A 19,761-nucleotide genomic window follows, 5' to 3' on the forward strand; every position below is an offset into this window, starting at 1 on the left:
AAATCAGGAAAAACCTTCTCGCCACTGCGCTTTCTGCCTGTCTGATCCTGGCGGGCTGCGGTGCGCCGGGAACCGCAACCCGGGAAAAAGAAGATGCCATCCGCTTTTTGAGTTCGGATTCGCCCTATGGGTCAGGCAACGAATCAGGCTATTACTATTTCACCAGTGATGAAAACGGCAACAGCCTGCTGCGCTTTGTGGATTACGCCACGCTGCAGGACGTGGTCCTCTGCGGCCAGCCAAACTGCGCCCACCGGGACGAAAACTGTCCGGCCTGGTTTGCCTGGAACGGCGTCGGAGCGAATGTCCTTGCCTCCGGGGACTCCCTGTATATCCTTTTCCCTGGTGCCCCTTGGAGCGACTGGGTGTTCGACACCTACGGGGAAAAGGCGCTGCCCCGCATTATCAAATGCGGACCGGACGGCTCGGACCGGCAGGAGTTGGTCCGCTTTGGCGCGGCGGAAGCGATCAGCTCTATGCCGGCGGTGGACGGAAAAAATCTTTACACAGTTGTCACAGACTACGGCGCAGCGGACAAAGCCGTGGTCAAGATCGTGACCGTCGACCTCGCCACCGGCGCGGTGAGCGCCGACGAGTCGGTCCAGCGGGACGAACTGCGCATCGTGGGCGCATGGGGCAGAGAACTGATTTTGCAGTCCGGCACCGGCCGCAATTACTACGCCGCTTACAATGTAGACACAAAAGCGCTGCGGGATTTGGACATGACCAGCGCAAGCGCGGCGGTGGTAAGCGAGGGAGCGATTTATTGTGTGGACGAGACTACCGGGGCCATCCGCTCCGTCTCGCTGAAGGACGGTAGCGTGACCGAACTGCAAACCGACCTGTTGGCGGGCGAATCGATTCCGTGGCTCATGCTGGCCAATGTGACCGAACAGGGGTATGTGGTGCAAGCGGCGACGGAGGAAGGCTACTGCAACCTGCTTGTGGATTTTGAAGGCAAAACGACCCGGCAAACGCTGCAGGCGGACAGCACCGAAGACCGCGACGACATGCGGATGCTGGAGATATTTGCGCGGCAGGGTCAAAACTATCTCGTTTCGCCCAGCCGCACTTACAATACCGTCCGCACACCGGCTCCGAACGGCGCGACCTACGGCGAGGACATCGTGGAATACGCCTTTGCCCTCATCAGTGCGGGGGACTTCTGGAACAGCATGCCGAACTACCGCGCGGTGACCCGGGTGGGATAAAGCGACCGCTTTTTACAGTTTCGATACGCAAAGCATACACCCCAATGATAGAGACGGGCGTTCGGACCGTGCTATACTGAACGCGCAACGGGGGAGCGGCCCGCTGAACGAGGCGTTTCACCCGACAAAAGGAGGTCTTTGCACCGTGAAAAAACACATTCTTCCGTTCTGCCTCGCGGCCTGCCTGCTGCTGGCCGCATGCGGCGAAGCAACTCCTTCCGCCGCCCCATCGGCGGCCACAAGCGACCCTGCTGCCTCCAATGCGGCAGGCGGGCAACTTGAGTTTCTTTCCGCCTCGCCGGACAACATCGGCTATGGGGCCGAGGGCGAGCAAGGGTTCTATTACATCCAGGACAGCGCCGACTATTCCAATGTGCACTTTATCGACGGAGCAAGCGGCCAGGATATCGTACTGTGCTCAAACCCCAGCTGTACCCATGATTCCGATGCCTGCCCGGCGTGCTTTTCCAGCGGCCCCTATCTGGCCTTCAATGGCGACAAGCTGTATCTGCTGTTCGGCGAAAGTGGGTCCGGCGAGGAGCCCGGCCACATCGACGTGATGGAACCGGACGGTTCCGGACGCAGGACGGTGTATACTTTTGAGGCAAATCAGTCGTTCGGCGGCAGCGTTGCCGGTGACGGTGAAAACCTCTACTTCCTGCTTGCCACCTACGAGGGCGATTCTCCCACCATGTCTCTGGCGCGGCTGAATCTCTCCGAGGGCAGTCTGACAGACCTGTGCCAGGTGGATAACAGCACTTTTTTAATGGGCGTGGCCTGCGGCAAGCTGATGATCAAGACCATCGGCAGCGAGTCCGACACAAATACATCTCCGGATGATTTCTATACTCAGCGCCACTACCTGAAAGCGGTGGACCCCGCCACCGGCGAGGTGACGCCTGTGCTGGACTGGGTGCAGGACGAATACTGGGAGCTGGTGGCCGACGACTCCCTCTGCCTTCTCAGCGCCCCGGAGGGCAAACTCCATCTTACCGTGCGGGATCTTGCTTCGGGCGCCGACGCCGACTATGACCCGGGCCTGGAAGTGGGGGAGAACGGGTATGTGATGTCCCTCACCCGCTATAACGGCACATTGATGTTCACTGTGTTCAGCCCCGGCGAAAGCAGCGGCAGCGGCGTTCAGCGCTGGGCCTATACCCCCGAAACGGGTGAGCTGCGGGAGATAAAGCTCTACGATCCGGTGCGCGGCTACCCCTACCAGGTGATGGGCACGATGGGGGACAAACTGGTGGTACAGGTGCCCCGTTACAGCGGGAACGACGTCTACAGTTTCCAGCGATACGAATACGTGGTGTGCAGCTGGCAGGACTATCTGAACTCGCAGCTGCCTGAATAAACAAAACACAGGAGGCCGCCATGGAACCGAACGTCCCGGCTTTGCAGGTGAAGGAACTGAAAAAGAGCTATGCGCTGCCGGGGCGGTTCGGCCGCCCGGCGGGCAGAAAGCAGGCACTGGCCGGGGTGAGCTTCACTCTCGGGCCCGGACTTTACGGCCTGCTGGGCCCCAACGGCGCGGGCAAATCCACCCTCATCAATATCATTACCGGTGGCCTTTCCCAGGACAGCGGCTCGGTTCTCTGGTGCGGCAAAAACGCCCGGGCGCTGGACGTCAAATTTCGCCGCGCGTTGGGCTTCATGCCCCAGCAGCAGGGCCTTTACGACAGCTACACCGGCCGCCGCTTTCTGGCCTATCTCTGCGCATTGAAAGAGATACCGGCAAAAGAGACGGCGGCACAGGTGGAACGGGTGGCGGAATGGGTGAACCTTTCAAACGAACTGGACAAGCGCCTCGCCGCCTATTCCGGCGGCATGAAGCAGCGGCTTTTACTGGCCAGCGCTCTGCTGGGCGAGCCAAAGCTGCTCATTCTGGACGAGCCCACCGCCGGTCTTGACCCCAAGGAACGAGTGCGACTGCGCCAGCTTCTGGCCGGACTTGCCAAAGACCGCATCATTCTTGTGGCCACCCATGTGGTCAGCGATGTGGAGACGGTGGCCAAGGAGATCCTTTTGCTGAAAGACGGCCGGTTGGTGGCGCAGGCCCCGGTGGCCGCTTTGGTGGAGCAGTACGCCCCCGGCAAAAGCCTGGAGGACGTGTATCTCCACGTCTTTGGAGAGGAGGGCGGCGCATGAGGCTCCTGCTTGCGGAACTGCGCAAAGTCTGGGGCCGCCGGGTCACCGCCCTCTGCCTTGCGATGCTGGCGGGGGCGAACCTGTTTTTGCTCTACACCGGCACCAAACCCGGCGCGAACGCCGCCCCCGCTTCGGCCTGGCGGGCCGTGGGGCGGGATCTGCGCGGCCTCTCCACCACTGAACAGCAGACGCTCATCAACGAAAAGCTGGATACCGCCAAGGGCGTTTATCGGGTGGGGCAGCTGCTCTATGACTATGCCTTGAACGCCCAGTACGGCTATATGTCCGACCCGCATGCCCAGTACCCCGAGTTGTTCGAACAGTACGAGCAGGTGTACCAGGACAAAAGCTATACCCTCTACACCGAGGATCTGGGCCAGGAGGTCAACTTCCTCACCACTGTTAAGGAGGAACTGGACACGGTGGCCGGTTATCCGGCATTTCTGGCCGATGTGCAGGCCAAAGCGCAGCAGCTTTCCGGCATTTCCATCTTTCAAAACTCCCGCAGCGGCTACGATCTGGAAAACATCGATAAGACTGCTGCCGTTTACGCCGGAATGGGCGATGTGAAAATAAACTATGCGCCCCAAAAGGGCATCTACACTGCGCTGAACTATCCCTTCACAGACCTCATCCTGCTGGCGGCCATGCTGCTGCTGGCAAGCCTTCTGGTGCGCGCCGAGCGGGACAGCGGTATGCTGGCCTTTGTGCGTACCACCCCCGGCGGGCGTCTGAAAACGGCGGCGGCAAAGCTGGGGGCGCTGGCGGTCAGTCTGTTGGCCGTTCTTGTGTTGCTCTATGGGGTGAACCTTGCCTATTGCCAGCTCACCTTTGGCCTTGGCCCACTTGACCGCAGCATCCAGAGCGTGCCCGCTCTCATGCGCTGCACCATACGCATCACCGTGGGGCAGTACCTGGGGGTGTTTTTGCTGGCCAAATGGGCGGGAGCCTTTGTGATGGGCCTTTGGGTCATGTTGGCGGCGCTGGTCTGCAGCCGGGCGGCTGCGGGCTGGTGTGCCGGGCTGGCGCTGCCCGCTGCTCAGTGGCTCATCCGGCAGGCCATCCCCGCAACGAGCCGGCTGAACGTGGTGAAATATGCAAACCTGGCGAGCATTCTTCGTACCAACGAATTATTAGGCAACTATCGAAATCTCTATTGGTTTGACCACCCCATCCCGCTGCCGCTGGTGGAATGGACCGCCGCGGCGCTGTGGTGCGCGGCGCTGCTGGCTGCCTTCTGTCTGGTGTTCTGCCGGGCGGCACTGCTGCCCGCCCCGGCCTTCGCGGGCCTGCGGCTGGGCAACCCTCGTACCCGGCCCACTACTGTGCTGCGACAGGAGGCGCGCAAACTGGCGCTCAGCTGCGGTGTGCTTGCGGTGTTGATTGCTTTTGCCGGGTATCAGGTATGGCAGACCGCCGAAACCAAGAGCTTCATCAACGCGGACGAAATATATTATCAGTACTACATGACCCATATCTCCGGCCCCTACGATCAGGAGGCATACCAGTGGCTGCAGGAGCAAAGCGAAGAGTTCGAACCCATCCGTCGGCTGGACCGGGCGCTGCAAACAGGAGAAATAACGGTGGAGGAGTACCAGATGCAGATGGGGGCCTACTATGGCCTCACCCAGAAAATGCAGGTGTTCGACCGCATCGTCTATGGCAACCTGCCCTATCTGCAAGAGCACCCCGGCGCGCAACTGGTATACGAGAGCGGGTGGGAAAAGCTGTTCTGCTTTACAGGGGAAGAAGACCTGCGGGATACCATGGTGACCGGCCTTTTGGTCAGCGTTTGTTTTTCGGGCCTGTTCGCTTTTGAACACCGGGGCGGCATGAAGCGTGTGGTAATGGCCACCCCCTTGGGCCGACGCAAAACGGTGGACGCGAAGCTGCTGGCCACCGGCGGTGCGGCGGTGCTGCTGTGGGCGCTGGTGGGCCTGCCGCGGCTCATTGTGGTCCTGCGGGATTACGATTTGCCCGCTCCCTTTGCCCCGGCCATGAGCCTTTATGATTATCTGCATCTGCCGTGTTGGCTGACTCTTGCCGGGGTGCTGGCGCTGGCGGGGCTTGCCCGTTTGGCAGCAGTGCTGTGCATGGCGGCGGCGACGCTCTGGCTCTCGGAGGCACTGGGCAGCGCCCTCAGTACCATGTTTCTGTCGGCCCTTGTCTTTTGCCTGCCGCCCTTGCTGGCCTTGAGCGGCCTGTGGCCCCTGCGCTGGGTGGGGGCGTATCCGCTGTTCCACCTGGCCGAGTTGCTGCGCCGCCCTTCCGACGGCGCGGCGGGCCTTATTGTCCTTATCCTGGCTGCAGTGGTCTGTTGGCTGTGCGTGGACCGGCTGCGCGCAAGATGGGAATAAAACAAAAGGAGAAAAATGCAATGAAACGAGTTCTGACACTGTTTGCCGCAGTCACTCTGCTGTTTAGCCTCGCGGCATGCAAAGGTGAGCTGGTATCTCAAAACGATGGAAGCCGGCCGCAAAGCCAGGCGCAGGTTCAGCCGGAGGAAGAAGCGTCTCCCATTCGGTTCCTCGGCAAGCGAGACGATGTGGCGGCGGGGGCGCAGGGCGTGTATTATTTGGGCGTTAGCGCCCCGAACACCGTGTACTATTATGACGAGGCCAGCGGCCAGTCGGTGCCGCTGTGTGCCCGACCCGAGTGCCCCCACTCCGACGACAGCTGCACCGCCTGGGCTCCGGGGTTGCTCTACCTGCTGCTGGATGAGCAAAATGAAAGTCAGCCCTTGTATCTTTATTCCTCGACCGAGGACCCATCGGGAGAACAGTATCCCACCGTGCGGCTCTACCGCATGAGCGCTAACGGCGCGGACCGCACCCCCTGCATGGAGTATCAAAACGGTTTGGTGGATCTGCAGATGGCAGCCAGCGACGATTTTGTCTATTTCCTCAGTTCTGAGGTTGACCCCGCCACCCAAAGCAGTGTGAAATGCCTGTATCAGGCCAGTCTTTCGGACGGGAAGCTGGAAAAACTGAAACAGTACGACCAGCCCACCATCCTGCTGGGGGCCTACGACCAGAAGCTGGTGCTGGAACACAACAACGATTCCTATCTCAGCGCTGTGGCGGACGTGTTTGAACTGGATGTGACCACAGGTCAGGAGACGCAGCTGTTCCACTACGAGGCCAGCGGCGAAATGTCGGATGATCACAACCCCGCGCCACATTCCGTCGCCTTCTCTCATGGGCAGTATCTCTATATCCTGGAACCCTCCGGCGAACGTACCGCGCAACTGATCCGCCGCGACCTGCTCTCCGGCGGAGAAGAGATGGTGGCGGAAAGCGTGCCCTACTACGGCAGCCAGGTGGCGGAGGACGGCTGTTTTCTGGACGGCAAACTCCTGCTCACGTGCTCAGAAAAAACTGCTGACGGTATGGCTGGCAGCACCTTCGCCATCGACCTGACGAATGGCAGCTGCCAGGAGGTCACCCTGCGCGACGGCTACGGCGTGCCCTACGAGGTGGCTGGAGAAACAGAGCAGCATTTCATTATCCCTCTGGGCGAAAGCCTGCGCACCGCGAAGGTGACGGGGCCCACCGGCGTGGAGGAGACCAGCTCCTACTACGCCACCGACTTTTATCTCTTGAAAAAGGCGGATTATTACGCCGGCGCCGACAACCGCACACCGCTGCAGTGAAACTGTTGCAAGCAGGCGGCGCCCGTGATAAGATGAAGAAAAGAGAACCGCAAAAAGGGGGAGTGACACATGGAATGGCTGTTCCTCTTGGCAGCGGTGGTGGCTGCGTTCTGTTTCCCGAACTCTCTGGTGGAGGCGCTCCGTGCCGAAGACGAAGACAAACGCTCCAACAACAAGCTGTTCGCCTGCCTGTGCTCGGCCGTGGTGGTGTTTGTGCTGATTGTCTTCATCAATTGAGCTTTTCGTGCAAAGGCGCCGCGTGTGCGGCGCCTTTGTGTGCTGTTAAAAAGGAGGCATGCCCTATGATCACTCGGGAACCCACCGAAGAGATGGTCGCCCGCTGGAAGGCGACCTGGCGGGAGAACAAAGACCTGCTTTCCCCGAATCGAAAGACAGGCGCGCAGGTGCTGGAATATCTGCAAAAGAACTATCCGCTCACCGAGATAGCCGACCCGAAAGTACAGGACGTTATTGCCGACAATGTGACCATGAACGAGTATTGGGCAGAAAAGCTGCCGGCAGGTGCGGCCCCCGTGCCCCGGGCGTTTTATCTTGAAAACGAGGGCGCGGGCAAGCGGTTCTACCTGCCCGAAAACAGGGATGATTCCGAACTCTGGGGAGGCAGCATAGAACGCATCTTTGTGGGTGTGGACCTTGCCAGCGGCTTTTACATGGTGGAGGGCAGCACCCTGCTTTGGGACGAACTGTGTGCCTTCCAAGGGCTGGACGAAATGGACCTGCAAAACTTCGTCATGGTGGCGCAATACATCGACGCACAACGGAGAATAAACGAGCCGGAGAGTTGACTCAGGCCAAGAAAAAATGAGGAGGCGGGAGGATGCGGCCCCGGAAACTTCTCTGTCAAACCGGCCCGGCGGGGTATTGGCTCTCTCTGCGCAAGGAGTACCTCCTTCGGGACCTAAAGACTTTATTCAGCGGCCAGCGGTATGCCCGGCAGCGGAACTCTGAGCCTCTGCCCTGCATCGTGAAGGGGCACACCTCGCCGCTGCTCCGGCAGCTGCACGGGGTAGACATGGAGTTGCAAAAGGGCAAGGTGAAAAATCTTGCTCTTGCGGCAGCGCGGCTGAACGGCGTCATCGTCCGGCCGGGGGAGACCTTCTCCTTCTGGGGCCTTGTTGGGCATCCCACCCGCAAGCAAGGGTATACAAACGGCCTGGTCATTGCGGGCACCCGGATGAAACCGGGCCTTGCGGGAGGGCTGTGCCAGCTGGCGAACATGACCCACTGGCTTGTTCTGAACAGCCCTCTCACGGTCACCGAACTGCATCACCACTCCGACGCCCTGTTTCCCGACGACCGCCGGACCGTTCCCTTCGGCACCGGCACCTCAGTGTTTTATAAAAATGTGGACTACCAGTTCAAAAACACCACTGACCGGCCGGTGCAGCTGCTTTTCTGGCTCACTGATACCGACCTGTGCGGCGAGTTGCGCACCACGGAACCTTTTCCGCACCGCTACCGCATCGTGGAGCGAGACAGCCACTTCCGCAAAGAAGCGGACGGATGGTACCGGGTGAGCCGGGTCTATCGGCGGGTCATCGACCGCCAAAGCGGGCAGCTTCTGGCCGAAGAGCTGGTGCTGGACAATCACTCCCGTGTGATGTACGACCCGGCCCTCATTCCGCCGGACCAGATCCTGCAGGATTCTTGAGGGGGAGGGAGAAATATGCTTTTAGAAGCCATTGCCCGGCACGCCCGAAAAACGCCCGAGCGCCCGGCTTATCAAAACCGCACCCAAACGCTCACTTATGGAAAACTCTGGCATTCCGCCTGTGCGCTGGCCTTTCGCCTGCGAGCGAGCACAGGACCTGTTCTCGTCTGCGGCGAAAAGGAGGCAGGGATGCCCGTCTGCTTCCTGGCCTGCCTCATGGCAGGCAGGCCCTGGCTGCCCGTGGACCCGCAGCAGCCTGTGGAGCGCCTTTTGAAAATACGCTTCCAGGCTGGGAGCGCCGACGTTCTCTGTTGCGGCAGCCACCCGGCTGCTGCGGCGCTGAAAGCAGTGCAGGCCGAGCAGCTGTTCGGAGGACACGAGTTGTTGGAACCGGAACGGTTTGCCACAGATGGGGAGCGGGACGCCTACTGGATGTTCACCTCGGGCAGCACCGGCAACCCCAAAGGAGTGCGCATCCCTCTTTCTGCGCTGGAAAACTTTGTGGAGTGGATGCTCAGCCTCCCGGCAGTGGCGGCGTGCGGGGCAGGGGTGAACGTCAATCAGGCACGCTTTTCTTTTGACCTCTCGGTGGCGGACCTCTGGCCCACCTTTGCTGCAGGCGGCACGGTCCGGGCACTGGAACCGGAAGAGCAGGGGGACCTGCTTGCCTTGTACAAGGCTTTGGGGAACAGCGGCGCGCGGCGGCTGGTCTGTACGCCGTCCTTTGCCCGGTTGTGCCTGTGTGATGCGGCCTTTTGCCGCGACTTGTTGCCGGAGCTTGAAACCATCTTCTTTTGCGGTGAGACCCTTGTGCCACGCACCGTCAAAACGCTGGGAAAACGCTTTCCCGGCCTGCGCATCCTCAACGCCTACGGCCCCACGGAAGCGGCCTGCGCCGTCTCGGCGGCAGAGGTGCAGGGCAGGGAAGGGACGCTGCCGGTGGGACGGGTGGACAATGCGGCCAGCCGCCTTATCATCATGAACGAACAGGGAGAACCGCAGCCCGACGGCGAGCGGGGAGAAATCGTCATTTGCGGGCATAGCGTGGGCAGCGGTTACATCGGCGGTGAAACGGGCGGGTTTGGCTCGTTTGACGGAGAAAAAGCATACCGCACCGGGGACGAGGGCGTTATCCGGAACGGCCTTTTGTGGCATCTTGGCCGGCGGGACCGCCAGATCAAATACAAAGGCTATCGCATCGAGCCGGGGGAGGTGGAGGCTGCCATCCTCGCCTGGGATGAGGTGCGGGCTGCGGCGGTGCTGCCTCTTCGGGCCGGCTGTGAAGTGCGGGGCCTTGTCACCGCGGTGGAGTGGGAAAAAGAACCTCTGACCCCTGAAGAATGTGCAACCCGTCTGCGGCGTGTTTTGCCGGAGTATATGCTGCCCAAACGCTGGTACGTGGTGGAGCGGATGCCGGTGAATGAGCGGGGCAAATGCGACTATGCAGCATTGGAAAGGATGATGGAACATGAGTGAGACGCAGTTTGAAAATGAGGTGCGCCGTCTGCTGACCGAAGCCTGCGGCAGCGACACCGTGCTGCGGCAAGGTGTTGACCTGCTGGAGACCGGCCTATTGGACAGTTTGGCGTTTATCACTCTGTTGGACGGGCTGGAAGATATGGGGGTGGAGATACAGCCCACCCAGGTGGAGCGGGAGGCCTTCCGCACTGTGACCGGGATCGTGGAGCTGTGCAAAACCTTTGCGCGCGAGACGGGCATTGTGGTATAATGAGCCGCGGGCGGCAGGGCTGCTCAAACGAAAGAAAGAGAAGTGAGAGCCGTGAACGCTGCCTCGGGAACAAAAGTAAAGAACATTGCCCTCGCGGGCCTTTGCACCGCTTTCATGGCGGTGGTGGCGCCTTTAAGCATTCCCATCGGGCCCATCAGCCTGACGTTGAGCGTTCTGGGGGTATTTTTCGCCGGGGCCATGCTCAGCCCGGGCTGGGCGGCGGCCTCCATCCTTGCCTATATCTGCATCGGCGCGGTGGGCCTGCCGGTGTTCGCCAATATGGCCGCCGGCGTGCAGGTGCTCACCGGCATGACCGCCGGCTTTTTGTGGGCCTATCCGCTGATGGCGGCGCTGCTGGCGGTGGTCTGCCGCCAAACGCAGCGCATGGCGCTGCGCCTTGCGGGGGTGCTGGCGGGCCAGCTGGTTTGCTACGGCTTGGGCACTGTTTGGTTCATGTTCGTCAGCGGCATGGGCCTTTGGGCCAGTCTGACGGTGTGTGTGCTGCCCTTCGTCATTCCGGACTTTTTGAAGGGCCTGGGCGCGCTGGCACTGGCCGGCGCCATCCGACGCAGGCTGAAACTGTGAAACAAATAAAAGGGCCGTCCCCGCGGGGACGGCCCTTTTTTGTTCAAAATGTGTAGGGATAAAGCGGGCTGTGCAACTCATCGATGCGCCAGCCGTTTTCGGTGTTCGCAAGGCGGATGGTGAATTCCAGGGTGCTGTCAAACTCTCCGTTTGCGCGCCGGGTAAGAAACTCTGTGTCAGATTCTCCGGCACGCTGTTCGATGTAGTGCCCGATGAGGGTGAAAGTCAGCTCGTCGTCGCCAGAGCTCTCAAGCCGGTAGGTGTCGGGACATTCAGCATAGTCAATGGCTCCGCCCATGCCGCCCACAAGGGCGGCCAGCTTGCCGTCCACTGAACGGAAGCGCAGATCAAAGTCCAGTTGGTTTAAACAGTTTTCGGTGAAGATGCCAAGCATCCGTGCGCGGAAATCTTCGTAGTTTTCGTCCTCCCCCGTGATGAGCAGGTAGCTTCGACCGTCCAGCTGCACTTCCTCGCCCGCGGCGTTGCCCTCACGGCTCATAAGGTTGGAAGGGTCCGCCAGATAGGGAACCGCTTCTTGAGCGCCGGCAAAAACGTTTCGCTGTTCTTCACTGAGAAAAGAAAGATCGGACACCGGCTCGGAAGGGGCGGAGGAGCTGCCCTCCGGGCAGCTCTGGATGGGTTCCACATCAGAATAGGTTTGAGCGGAGGAATTGCTCGCCGGTTCCGGCAGCTCCACCGTTGCCAATGAATAGAGGAAAAACGCAGCCGCAGCCAGCACTGCCGCGCAGACAACAAAAAGAAATTTTTTCATCGTGAACTACTCCCTTTCCGAAAGCGACGCTCTTTGCCTGCCGGGGCAAGTATACCATGGCCGGAGGGAGGGTTTCACTCATGCTGCGGCAAACAAGTTGTATAAAAACTGTAAACAGGGCGGGCCTGCCGGGCCCGCCCTGTTTTACCGCTGATTCAAATGCCGCTGTCGCCGTAGTTTGCCAGCACCCGGGCACTGGGGTCGTCCACTTTGCAGCCCTTCCAGTCGGGGTTGGGCATCCAGAAACCAGGGATCATCCGTGCCCCGCCGGGGTAGAACCGCTCGAACAGCTCCCGATAGAGCAGGCTTTCTTTGGTGAAGGGCGGGCAGTAGTCGTATTTTGCCTTTCCAGTCCGGAATTCCTCATCGGAATAGAGCGCTTCGGCGTATTCTTTCAGGTCGTCCACCATGCTGTGGCCCACAGCGTCGCTGAAAGCTGCCTTTTCCCGCCAGAGAATGTGCCCCGGCAGCAGGTCCTCGCCTTCAAAGGCCTTGCGCAATAAGTACTTGCCCTTGCCGTAGGTGTTCAGCTTGCGGGCCGGGTCGATGGACATCACATACCGCGCAAAGTCCAGATCGCCAAAGGGCACCCGGGCCTCCAGACTGTTGGCGGCGAGGCAGCGGTCCGCCCGAAGCACATCGTAGCAGTAAAGCTCGCGAACGCGCTTGGCCGATTCTTTCTGGAACTCTGCGGCGTTGGGGGCAAAGTCAGTGTATTTGTAGCCAAACAGCTCATCGGAAATTTCGCCCGTCAGCAGCACCTTGATGTCGGTGCTTTCATGGATGGCCTTGCAGACAAGATACATGCCCACGCTGGCCCGGATGGTGGTGATGTCCCAGGTGGCCAGCGCCTGCACCACTTGGGGCAGAGCCTCCAGCACCTGCTTTTTTGTCATGATGACCTCGGTGTGGTCCGCGCCAATGAAGTCCGCCACGTCCCGGGCGTATTTCAGGTCGATGGCGTCGCCCTCCATACCGATGGCAAAGGTGCGGATGGGCTTTTGCAGCTTTCGGGCGGCGATAGCGCACACAAGGCTGGAATCCAATCCGCCGGAGAGAAGAAAGCCCAGAGGCGCGTCGGCGTCCAGCCGTTTTTCCACACCGGCCGCCAGTTTTTCGCGGATGTTGCGGCACAGCTCTTCCAGCGGCGCATGAACGTAACCGCGCACGGCGGCAATGTCCTCATATTGCACAAAGCGGCCGTCCTTGTAATAGTGGCCGGGAGGGAAGGGGCGGACTTCGTCCACCCAGCCCTCCAGCTCGGCTGCCTCGCTGGCAAAGGCGATGGTGCCGCCATCCGCAGGGTAGCCGTAGAACAGCGGACGGATGCCGATGGGGTCGCGGGCGGCGATGAGGCTGCCGCTGGCCCCGTCGTAAAGCACACAGGCAAACTCCGCGTCCAGATGGGCGAACATTTCAACACCGTACTCCCGCCACAAGGGCAGCAGTACCTCGCAGTCCGAGCCGCTCCTGAAGGTGTAGCCCCGTTGACCGAGTTCTTCTTTCAGACTGCGGAAGCCGTACACCTCGCCGTTGCACACCACCCAGCTGCCGTCCTGCTCAAAGGGCTGCATCCCCTCGGGGGAAAGCCCCATGATGGCAAGGCGGGCAAAGCCAAGATATCCAAAAGGCGTTTCCACCACTCTGAAGTCGTCCGGCCCGCGCCGCCGGCTGCGCAAAAGATATTCCTGCAATCGGCCCGGGCCGATGTCATGGCCCGCATAACACAGGATGGTACACATACTTTCTCCCCCTTATTCCAAAATGCGCCGCAGGGTCACAGGTTGCTGTATCCCATCAGGGATGCATCCACCGCCCTGGCCGCGCCCATGCCTTCGGCGATGGCCCACACCACCAGCGAAGGCCCACGGCGGATATCGCCTGCGGCGAAAACCCGGGGCACGTCGGTGGCATAGTTTTCGTTCCCCGCAGCCACCACGCCACGCCCGGTGAGCGCTGCGCCAAAGCTGGCAGGCAGATAGCCTTCACAACCGGTGAAACCGGCGGCAATGAGCACCAGCTCGGCAGGCAGGAGCTCCTCGCTGCCCGCCACCGGCGCCATCACCGTGCGCCCATTCTCGCCCTGATGCGGCTCCAGCTTCTGGACCACCGCGCCGCACACCCGCCCCCGCTTATCAACTTTAAAAGCGGATACGGTGGACTGGTAACGCCGGGGATCGGCTCCGAACAGGGCAATGGCCTCCTGCTGGCCGTAGTCGGTCTTGCGGACCCTCGGCCACTGGGGCCAGGGATTGTTCTCTGCGCGCGCAAGGGGCAACTCCGGCATCATTTCCAGCTGGGTCACGCTCTTTGCGCCCAGGCGCAGGGCGGTGGCCACGCAGTCGTTGCCGGTATCGCCGCCGCCTACCACCAGCACGTTCTTGCCTTCGGCAAGCTTGCGGGGCGGCTTTTCAAAATCCGAGTCCAGCAGAGCCTTTGTCACCTGGCCGAGGAAGTCCACCGCAAAAAGGATGCCCTTCGCTTCCCGGCCGGGCACCGCCAGGTCCCGGGGCTTTCCCGCGCCGCCGGTCAGGATGACCCGGTCAAACGTTGCCAACAGTTCTTCGCCGGTGACGTCCCGGCCCACGTCCGTATTGCAGGCGAAGGTCACGCCTGCTTCTTCCATCAGGCGGATGCGCCGGTCGAGCACAGCTTTGTCCAGCTTCATGTTGGGAATGCCGTAGCGCAGCAGGCCGCCGGGGCGGTCCGCTTTTTCGAACACGGTGACCTGATGGCCGCGGCGGTTCAGTTGCCAGGCGGCGGCAAGACCGGCCGGGCCGCTGCCCACCACCGCCACCATTTTGCCGGTGCGCACAGCAGGAGGGGCGGCATTCACGAGCCCGTGGCTGAAGGCATACTCCGCCACCTGCAGCTCGTTTTCGTGAGTGCAAACGGCGCCTTCCTGCTTCGCGCAGGTGCAGGCCGCCTCACACAAGGCGGGGCATACACGGCCGGTGAACTCGGGCAGGCAGTTGGTGCGCTCCAGGCGCTGCCAGGCTTGTTCCCAGTTGCCGTGGAAGATAAGGTCGTTCATTTCGGGAATGAGATTGTGCAGCGGACAGCCGGCGGTCATGCCTGCCAGCATCACGCCTGCTTGGCAGAAGGGCACGCCGCAGTCCATGCAGCGGGCCGCCTGCTGCGCCTGGGCGGCGGGGGAGAGAGGACGATGAAATTCCCGGAAGTTCTCCAGCCGCTCCAACGGGGGCACGACAGCGCTTTCCTGCCGCGGATATTCCAAAAAACCGGTGGGTTTGCCCATGACCGATCCTCCTTTACTTTTTGGCCAGACTGGCGTAGAACGCTTCGATCTGGGCTTGCTCGGGGGTCACGCCCTGCTCCTCAAACTGGGAGGCGAGCTGGACCAGCCGCTTGTAGTCGCTGGGAATGATCTTTTTGAACCGGGGCAGATACTCGTCGAAGGAAGCCAGGATGCGCTGGCCCTTGGGCGAGCCGGTGTGAGCCACATGAGCCTCAATGAGGCGGCAGAGCTCCTCCCGGTCGAATTTGCTTTCCACCTTTTCCATGCTGACCATGGCCTTGTTCAGGTTGCGGTAGAGGGTGCTGTCTTCGTCCAGCACATAGGCCACGCCGCCGCTCATGCCGGCGGCGAAGTTCTTGCCGATGGGGCCCAGCACCACCACCCGGCCGCCGGTCATATACTCGCAGCCGTGCTCGCCCACGCCTTCCACCACGGCCACCGCGCCGGAGTTGCGCACGCAGAATCGCTCGCCGGCCATGCCGTTGATGTAGGCCTGGCCGGAGGTGGCGCCGTAGAGCGCCACATTGCCCACGATGATGTTTTCCTCGGCGGCGTACCGGGCTTTTTTGTCGGGGCGGACCACCAGCTTGCCGCCGGACAGGCCCTTGCCGAAGTAGTCGTTGCTGTCGCCGGTGAGGGAGAGGGTGAGGCCCTTGGGAATGAACGCGCCAAAGCTTTGGCCGCCGGCGCCGGTGCAGTCCAGAATGAGAGTGTCCTCCGCCCAGCCCTCGGGGCTGTGACGGGTGATCTCGGCACCCAGCAGCGCGCCGAAGGCGCGGTCGGTGTTCTTTACCTCTACGCTCAGGCGGTAAGGCGCGCCTTCGGAAAGGGAACGGCGTACCGGCTCCTTTTCCGTCAGAGCCCGGTCCAGCGTTTTGTCCAGGGCGAAATCATAGGCTTCAGCGGGATCGAACACGGCGCTGCCGTTCTCCCTGCCGGCCGATGCCAGCACACGGCTCAAGTCCAGCTCGGCCGCGCGGCCTTCGCTGTGAGTCTGGCGCAAGAGATCGGTGCGCCCCACCATCTCGTCCACGGTGCGCACGCCCAGCTTTGCCATGTATTCCCGCAGCTGCCGGGCGATAAAGCGCATGAAGTTCTCCACGTATTCCGGCTTGCCGCAAAAACGCTTGCGCAGTTCGGGGTTCTGGGTGGCGATGCCCATGGGGCAGGTGTCCAGATTGCACACCCGCATCATGGTGCAGCCAAGGGTCACCAGCGGAGCGGTGGCAAAGCCGAATTCCTCCGCGCCCAGCAGCGCGGCAACGGCCACGTCCCGGCCGGTCATCAGCTTGCCGTCGGTCTCCAGCCGTACCCGGCGTCGCAGCCCGGAGCGCAGCAGCGTCTGGTGGGTCTCCGCCAGGCCCAGCTCCCAGGGCAGGCCCGCGTTATGGATGGAGCTGATGGGCGCCGCTCCGGTGCCGCCGTCGCAGCCGGAGATGAGGATGACCTGCGCCCCGGCCTTGGCCACGCCCGCGGCCACGGTGCCCACACCCGCTTCGCTCACCAGTTTCACCGAGATGCAGGCCTTGTCGTTGGCACTCTTGAGGTCGTAGATGAGCTGGGCAAGGTCCTCGATGGAGTAGATGTCGTGATGGGGCGGGGGACTGATGAGGCTCACGCCCGGGGTGGAATGGCGGGTCTTGGCGACCCAGGGATAGACTTTGGCGGCAGGCAGATGACCGCCCTCGCCGGGCTTTGCGCCCTGGGCCATCTTGATCTGAATTTCCTTCGCGCTCACAAGGTAGCGGCTGGTCACGCCGAAGCGTCCGCTGGCCACCTGCTTGATGGCGCTGGAGCGGTCGTCGGCAGTGCCGGCGCTGGCAAGGCGTTCATCGCTCTCGCCGCCCTCGCCGCTGTTGGACTTGCCCCCCAGCCGGTTCATGGCCAGGGCCAGAGCCTCGTGGGCCTCCTGGGAGATGGAGCCGTAGGACATGGCGCCGGTCTTGAAGCGGCGCAGAATGGATTCCTCGCTCTCCACTTCCTCCAGCGGCACCCCTTGGGCGGGCCAGTTGAATTCCAGCAGGCTGCGCAAAAGACCGCTTCGCTCGGCGTCCGCGGCCTGTGTGTACTGGCAGAACAGCTCGTAACTGCCGGTGCGGGCGGCCTGCTGCAAAAGATGGATGACCTGAGGAGAATAGCGATGAGCCTCGCCCTGGCTGCGGTATTTGTGCCGCCCCACCGAGGGCAGGCTCAGGTCAAAGGCCAGACCCAGCGGGTCAAAGGCCCGGGAGTGCTGGGCGTCGGTCTGTGCGGCGATGTCTTCCAGCGTGATGCCGCCGATGCGGCTCACGGTGCCGGTGAAGTAGGCGTCGATGACCTCCTGGCTGATGCCCATGGCCTCGAAGATCTGGCTGCCCTGGTAGCTTTGCAGGGTGGAAATGCCCATCTTAGAGGCGATCTTCACGATGCCCTGCAAGACCGCATTGTCGTAGTCCGCCACGGCGGCGTAGTAGTCCTTGTTCAGAAGGCCGTCCCGCACCAACTGCGCCAGCGAGGCGTGGGCCAGATAGGGGTTCACCGCGCAGGCGCCGTAGCCCAGCAGAGTAGCGAAGTGGTGCACTTCGCGGGGCTCGCCGGATTCCAGAATGAGGGACAGCGCAGTGCATTTCTTTGTTTTGACCAGATGCTTATGCACGGCGGACACCGCCAGCAGCGAGGGGATGGCCACATGGTTTTCGTCCACGCCCCGGTCGGTGAGCACGAGGATGTTGGCGCCCTCCCGGTAGGCCTTGTCCACCGCCACGAACAGGTGTTCCAGCACCCGGTCCATGGGGGTGGATTTGTAGAACAGAATGGACACCACCGCTACCTTGAAGCCGGGGCGGTCCATGGCTTTTATCTTCAAAAGGTCCAGATCGCTGAGGATGGGGTTCTCAATTTTCAGCACATGGCAGTTGTCGGCGCTTTCAGCCAGAAGATTGCCGTTTTTGCCCGCATACACCGCGGTGGAGGTGACGATTTTTTCCCGCAGCGCGTCGATGGGGGGATTGGTCACCTGGGCGAACATCTGCCGGAAATAGTTGAACAGCGGCTGATACTGCCCGGAGAGCGCCGCCAGCGGCGTGTCAGCGCCCATGGCGCCGATGGGCTCGGTGCCGTTCAAGGCCATGGAGCACACCGAATCCCGGTATTCCTCCCAGGTGTAGCCGAAGGCCTTTTGCAGCCGGGCGCACTCCTCGTCGGTGAGGGCGGGGACTTTCTGATTGGGCACATGCAGGTCGCTCAGATGCAGCAGGTTCGAGTCCAGCCATTCGCCGTAGGGTTCTCTGCCGGCGTAGCGTTCCTTCACCTCGTCGTCGCTGAGCACGGCGCCTTGGGCCAGATCCACCAGCAGCATCTTGCCCGGATGCAGCCGTTCCTTTTTGAGAATGCGCTCTTCGTCCAGCTTCAGCACGCCCACCTCAGAGGACAGGATGAGCCGCCCGTCGTCTGTGATGACGTAACGGCTGGGGCGCAGACCGTTGCGGTCCAGCACTGCGCCCATCACATCGCCGTCGCTGAACAGGATGGAGGCCGGCCCGTCCCAGGGCTCCATCATGGTGGCGTAGTACTGGTAAAAATCCCGCCTCCGCTGGCTGATGGTATCGTTGTGGCTCCAGGGCTCGGGGATGGCCACCATCACCGCAAGAGGAAGATCCATACCGCTCATCACCAGGAATTCCAGGGTGTTGTCCAGCATGGCGGAGTCGGACCCCGAGGTGTCCACTACCGGCAGCACCCGGGTGATGTCGTCGGCGCTGAAGGCGGGGGCGCTCATGGTCTCCTCCCGGGCCAGCATTTTGTCGGCGTTGCCCCGAATGGTGTTGATTTCACCGTTGTGCACGATGAACCGGTTGGGGTGGGCCCGCTCCCAGCTTGGGTCAGTGTTGGTGGAAAAGCGGGAGTGCACGATGGCGATGGCGGACTCATAGTCCTCGTCCCGCAAATCATCAAAGAAGGTGCGAAGCTGCCCCACCAGGAACATGCCTTTGTAGACGATGGTCCGGCTGGAAAGGCTCACTACGTAGCTGCCCTCGTTGCTTTGCTCAAAGACCCGCCGCACGATGTAAAGCTTGCGGTCAAAAGCAAGGCCCGCTGGCACATCCTCCGGCTTTTTCACAAAGCCCTGGCAGATCACCGGCATGCAGTCCCGCGCGCGGTGGCCCAGCACCTCAGGCTGCACCGGCACCGTGCGCCAGCCCAGGAAGGTGAGGCCTTCCTTTTTCACGATGACCTCAAACATCTTCTGGGCCTGCCGGCGGGCAAGCTCGTTTTGGGGCAGGAAAAACATACCCACGCCGTATTCCCGCTCGCCGCCAAGCTCGATGCCCAGCCCGGCACAGACCTTGCAAAAGAATTTATGGGGCACCTGGGTGAGGATGCCCACGCCGTCGCCGGTTTTACCTTCGGCGTCCTTGCCGGCGCGGTGCTCCAGATGCTCCACGATGGTCAGCGCGTCGACCACCGTCTGGTGGCTCTTACGGCCGTGAATGTCCACAACGGCGCCGATGCCGCAGTTATCGTGCTCAAATTCCGGGCAGTAAAGGCCCTGGCTGCCGGGTGTTTTCATGGCGGTACCTCCCGAATCGAGAAATAAAAAAAGGCAAAGGCGTCAAAACCCCCTCTTGCAGGGAGCTTTGACGCCTTTGTCGTGTTTTATGATACGCCCGGGACGGGGGATTTGTAAAGCGATTTTGCGAGAATCGGCGTTTTGCGAAAATTTCCGGCCGTGAAGACCACTCTGTTTTAGC

Annotated in this window: 15 protein-coding genes; 11 read left to right on the forward strand and 4 right to left on the reverse strand. The window is 61.6% G+C overall.

All coding sequences use genetic code 11. The annotated features are described in order from the left end of the window. The 11 genes from ACMNAY_RS04390 to ACMNAY_RS04440 form a co-directional block, all read left to right on the forward strand. A partial coding sequence (locus ACMNAY_RS04390) for a hypothetical protein (protein WP_418718529.1) occupies positions 1-1,211 on the forward strand: 1,211 nt, incomplete at its 5' end. A gap of 145 nt (positions 1,212-1,356) precedes the next feature. Continuing rightward, positions 1,357-2,568, forward strand: coding sequence for a hypothetical protein (locus ACMNAY_RS04395; protein WP_418718530.1), 1,212 nt, complete (start codon positions 1,357-1,359; stop codon positions 2,566-2,568). A 20-nt stretch (positions 2,569-2,588) separates the two neighbouring features. Further along, positions 2,589-3,362, forward strand: a complete 774-nt coding sequence (locus ACMNAY_RS04400; protein ID WP_418718531.1) for an ATP-binding cassette domain-containing protein — start codon at positions 2,589-2,591, stop codon at positions 3,360-3,362. Further along, positions 3,359-5,719: a hypothetical protein gene (locus tag ACMNAY_RS04405; RefSeq protein WP_418718532.1), complete on the forward strand. Its 2,361-nt coding sequence runs from the start codon at positions 3,359-3,361 to the stop codon at positions 5,717-5,719. Before ACMNAY_RS04400 ends, ACMNAY_RS04405 begins: the two co-directional genes overlap by 4 nt. A 20-nt stretch (positions 5,720-5,739) precedes the next feature. Beyond that, positions 5,740-7,014 carry a hypothetical protein gene (locus ACMNAY_RS04410; RefSeq protein ID WP_418718533.1) on the forward strand — a complete coding sequence of 425 codons (1,275 nt, stop codon included), beginning with the start codon at positions 5,740-5,742 and terminating at the stop codon, positions 7,012-7,014. 69 nt (positions 7,015-7,083) lie between these two features. Continuing rightward, positions 7,084-7,251 carry a hypothetical protein gene (locus ACMNAY_RS04415; RefSeq protein WP_418718534.1) on the forward strand — a complete coding sequence of 56 codons (168 nt, stop codon included), beginning with the start codon at positions 7,084-7,086 and terminating at the stop codon, positions 7,249-7,251. A gap of 65 nt (positions 7,252-7,316) precedes the next feature. Beyond that, on the forward strand, positions 7,317-7,820 hold the full coding sequence (locus tag ACMNAY_RS04420) for a hypothetical protein (RefSeq protein WP_418718535.1): 504 nt from the start codon (positions 7,317-7,319) through the stop codon (positions 7,818-7,820). 32 nt (positions 7,821-7,852) lie between these two features. Further along, positions 7,853-8,686, forward strand: coding sequence for a VanW family protein (locus ACMNAY_RS04425; protein ID WP_418718536.1), 834 nt, complete (start codon positions 7,853-7,855; stop codon positions 8,684-8,686). Between the two features lie 15 nt (positions 8,687-8,701). Beyond that, positions 8,702-10,162, forward strand: a complete 1,461-nt coding sequence (locus tag ACMNAY_RS04430) for an AMP-binding protein (protein WP_418718537.1) — start codon at positions 8,702-8,704, stop codon at positions 10,160-10,162. Continuing rightward, positions 10,155-10,415, forward strand: coding sequence for a D-alanine--poly(phosphoribitol) ligase subunit 2 (locus ACMNAY_RS04435; protein WP_418718538.1), 261 nt, complete (start codon positions 10,155-10,157; stop codon positions 10,413-10,415). The genes ACMNAY_RS04430 and ACMNAY_RS04435 overlap by 8 nt, the downstream gene beginning before the upstream one ends. Positions 10,416-10,466: 51 nt before the next feature. After that, positions 10,467-11,000 carry a biotin transporter BioY gene (locus ACMNAY_RS04440; RefSeq protein WP_418718539.1) on the forward strand — a complete coding sequence of 178 codons (534 nt, stop codon included), beginning with the start codon at positions 10,467-10,469 and terminating at the stop codon, positions 10,998-11,000. 43 nt (positions 11,001-11,043) lie between these two features. On the opposite strand, the gene ACMNAY_RS04445 is transcribed toward ACMNAY_RS04440, so the two are convergent. From ACMNAY_RS04445 to gltB, 4 genes are all read right to left on the reverse strand, one after another. Continuing rightward, complete coding sequence (locus ACMNAY_RS04445) at positions 11,044-11,772, reverse strand: hypothetical protein (RefSeq protein ID WP_418718540.1); 729 nt, start codon at positions 11,770-11,772, stop codon at positions 11,044-11,046. Positions 11,773-11,927: 155 nt separating this feature from the next. After that, on the reverse strand, positions 11,928-13,514 hold the full coding sequence (gene asnB / locus ACMNAY_RS04450) for an asparagine synthase B (RefSeq protein ID WP_418718541.1): 1,587 nt from the start codon (positions 13,512-13,514) through the stop codon (positions 11,928-11,930). A gap of 35 nt (positions 13,515-13,549) precedes the next feature. Further along, positions 13,550-15,031, reverse strand: a complete 1,482-nt coding sequence (locus ACMNAY_RS04455; protein ID WP_418718542.1) for a glutamate synthase subunit beta — start codon at positions 15,029-15,031, stop codon at positions 13,550-13,552. 13 nt (positions 15,032-15,044) lie between these two features. Continuing rightward, entirely contained in the window at positions 15,045-19,580 is a 4,536-nt protein-coding gene (gene gltB, locus ACMNAY_RS04460; RefSeq protein ID WP_418718543.1) for a glutamate synthase large subunit, read from the reverse strand. Between the last annotated feature and the right edge of the window lie 181 nt (positions 19,581-19,761).

Origin of the sequence: Candidatus Allofournierella merdipullorum, from assembly GCF_048426865.1 — a bacterium.
Taxonomy (GTDB): domain Bacteria; phylum Bacillota; class Clostridia; order Oscillospirales; family Ruminococcaceae; genus Allofournierella_A; species Allofournierella_A merdipullorum.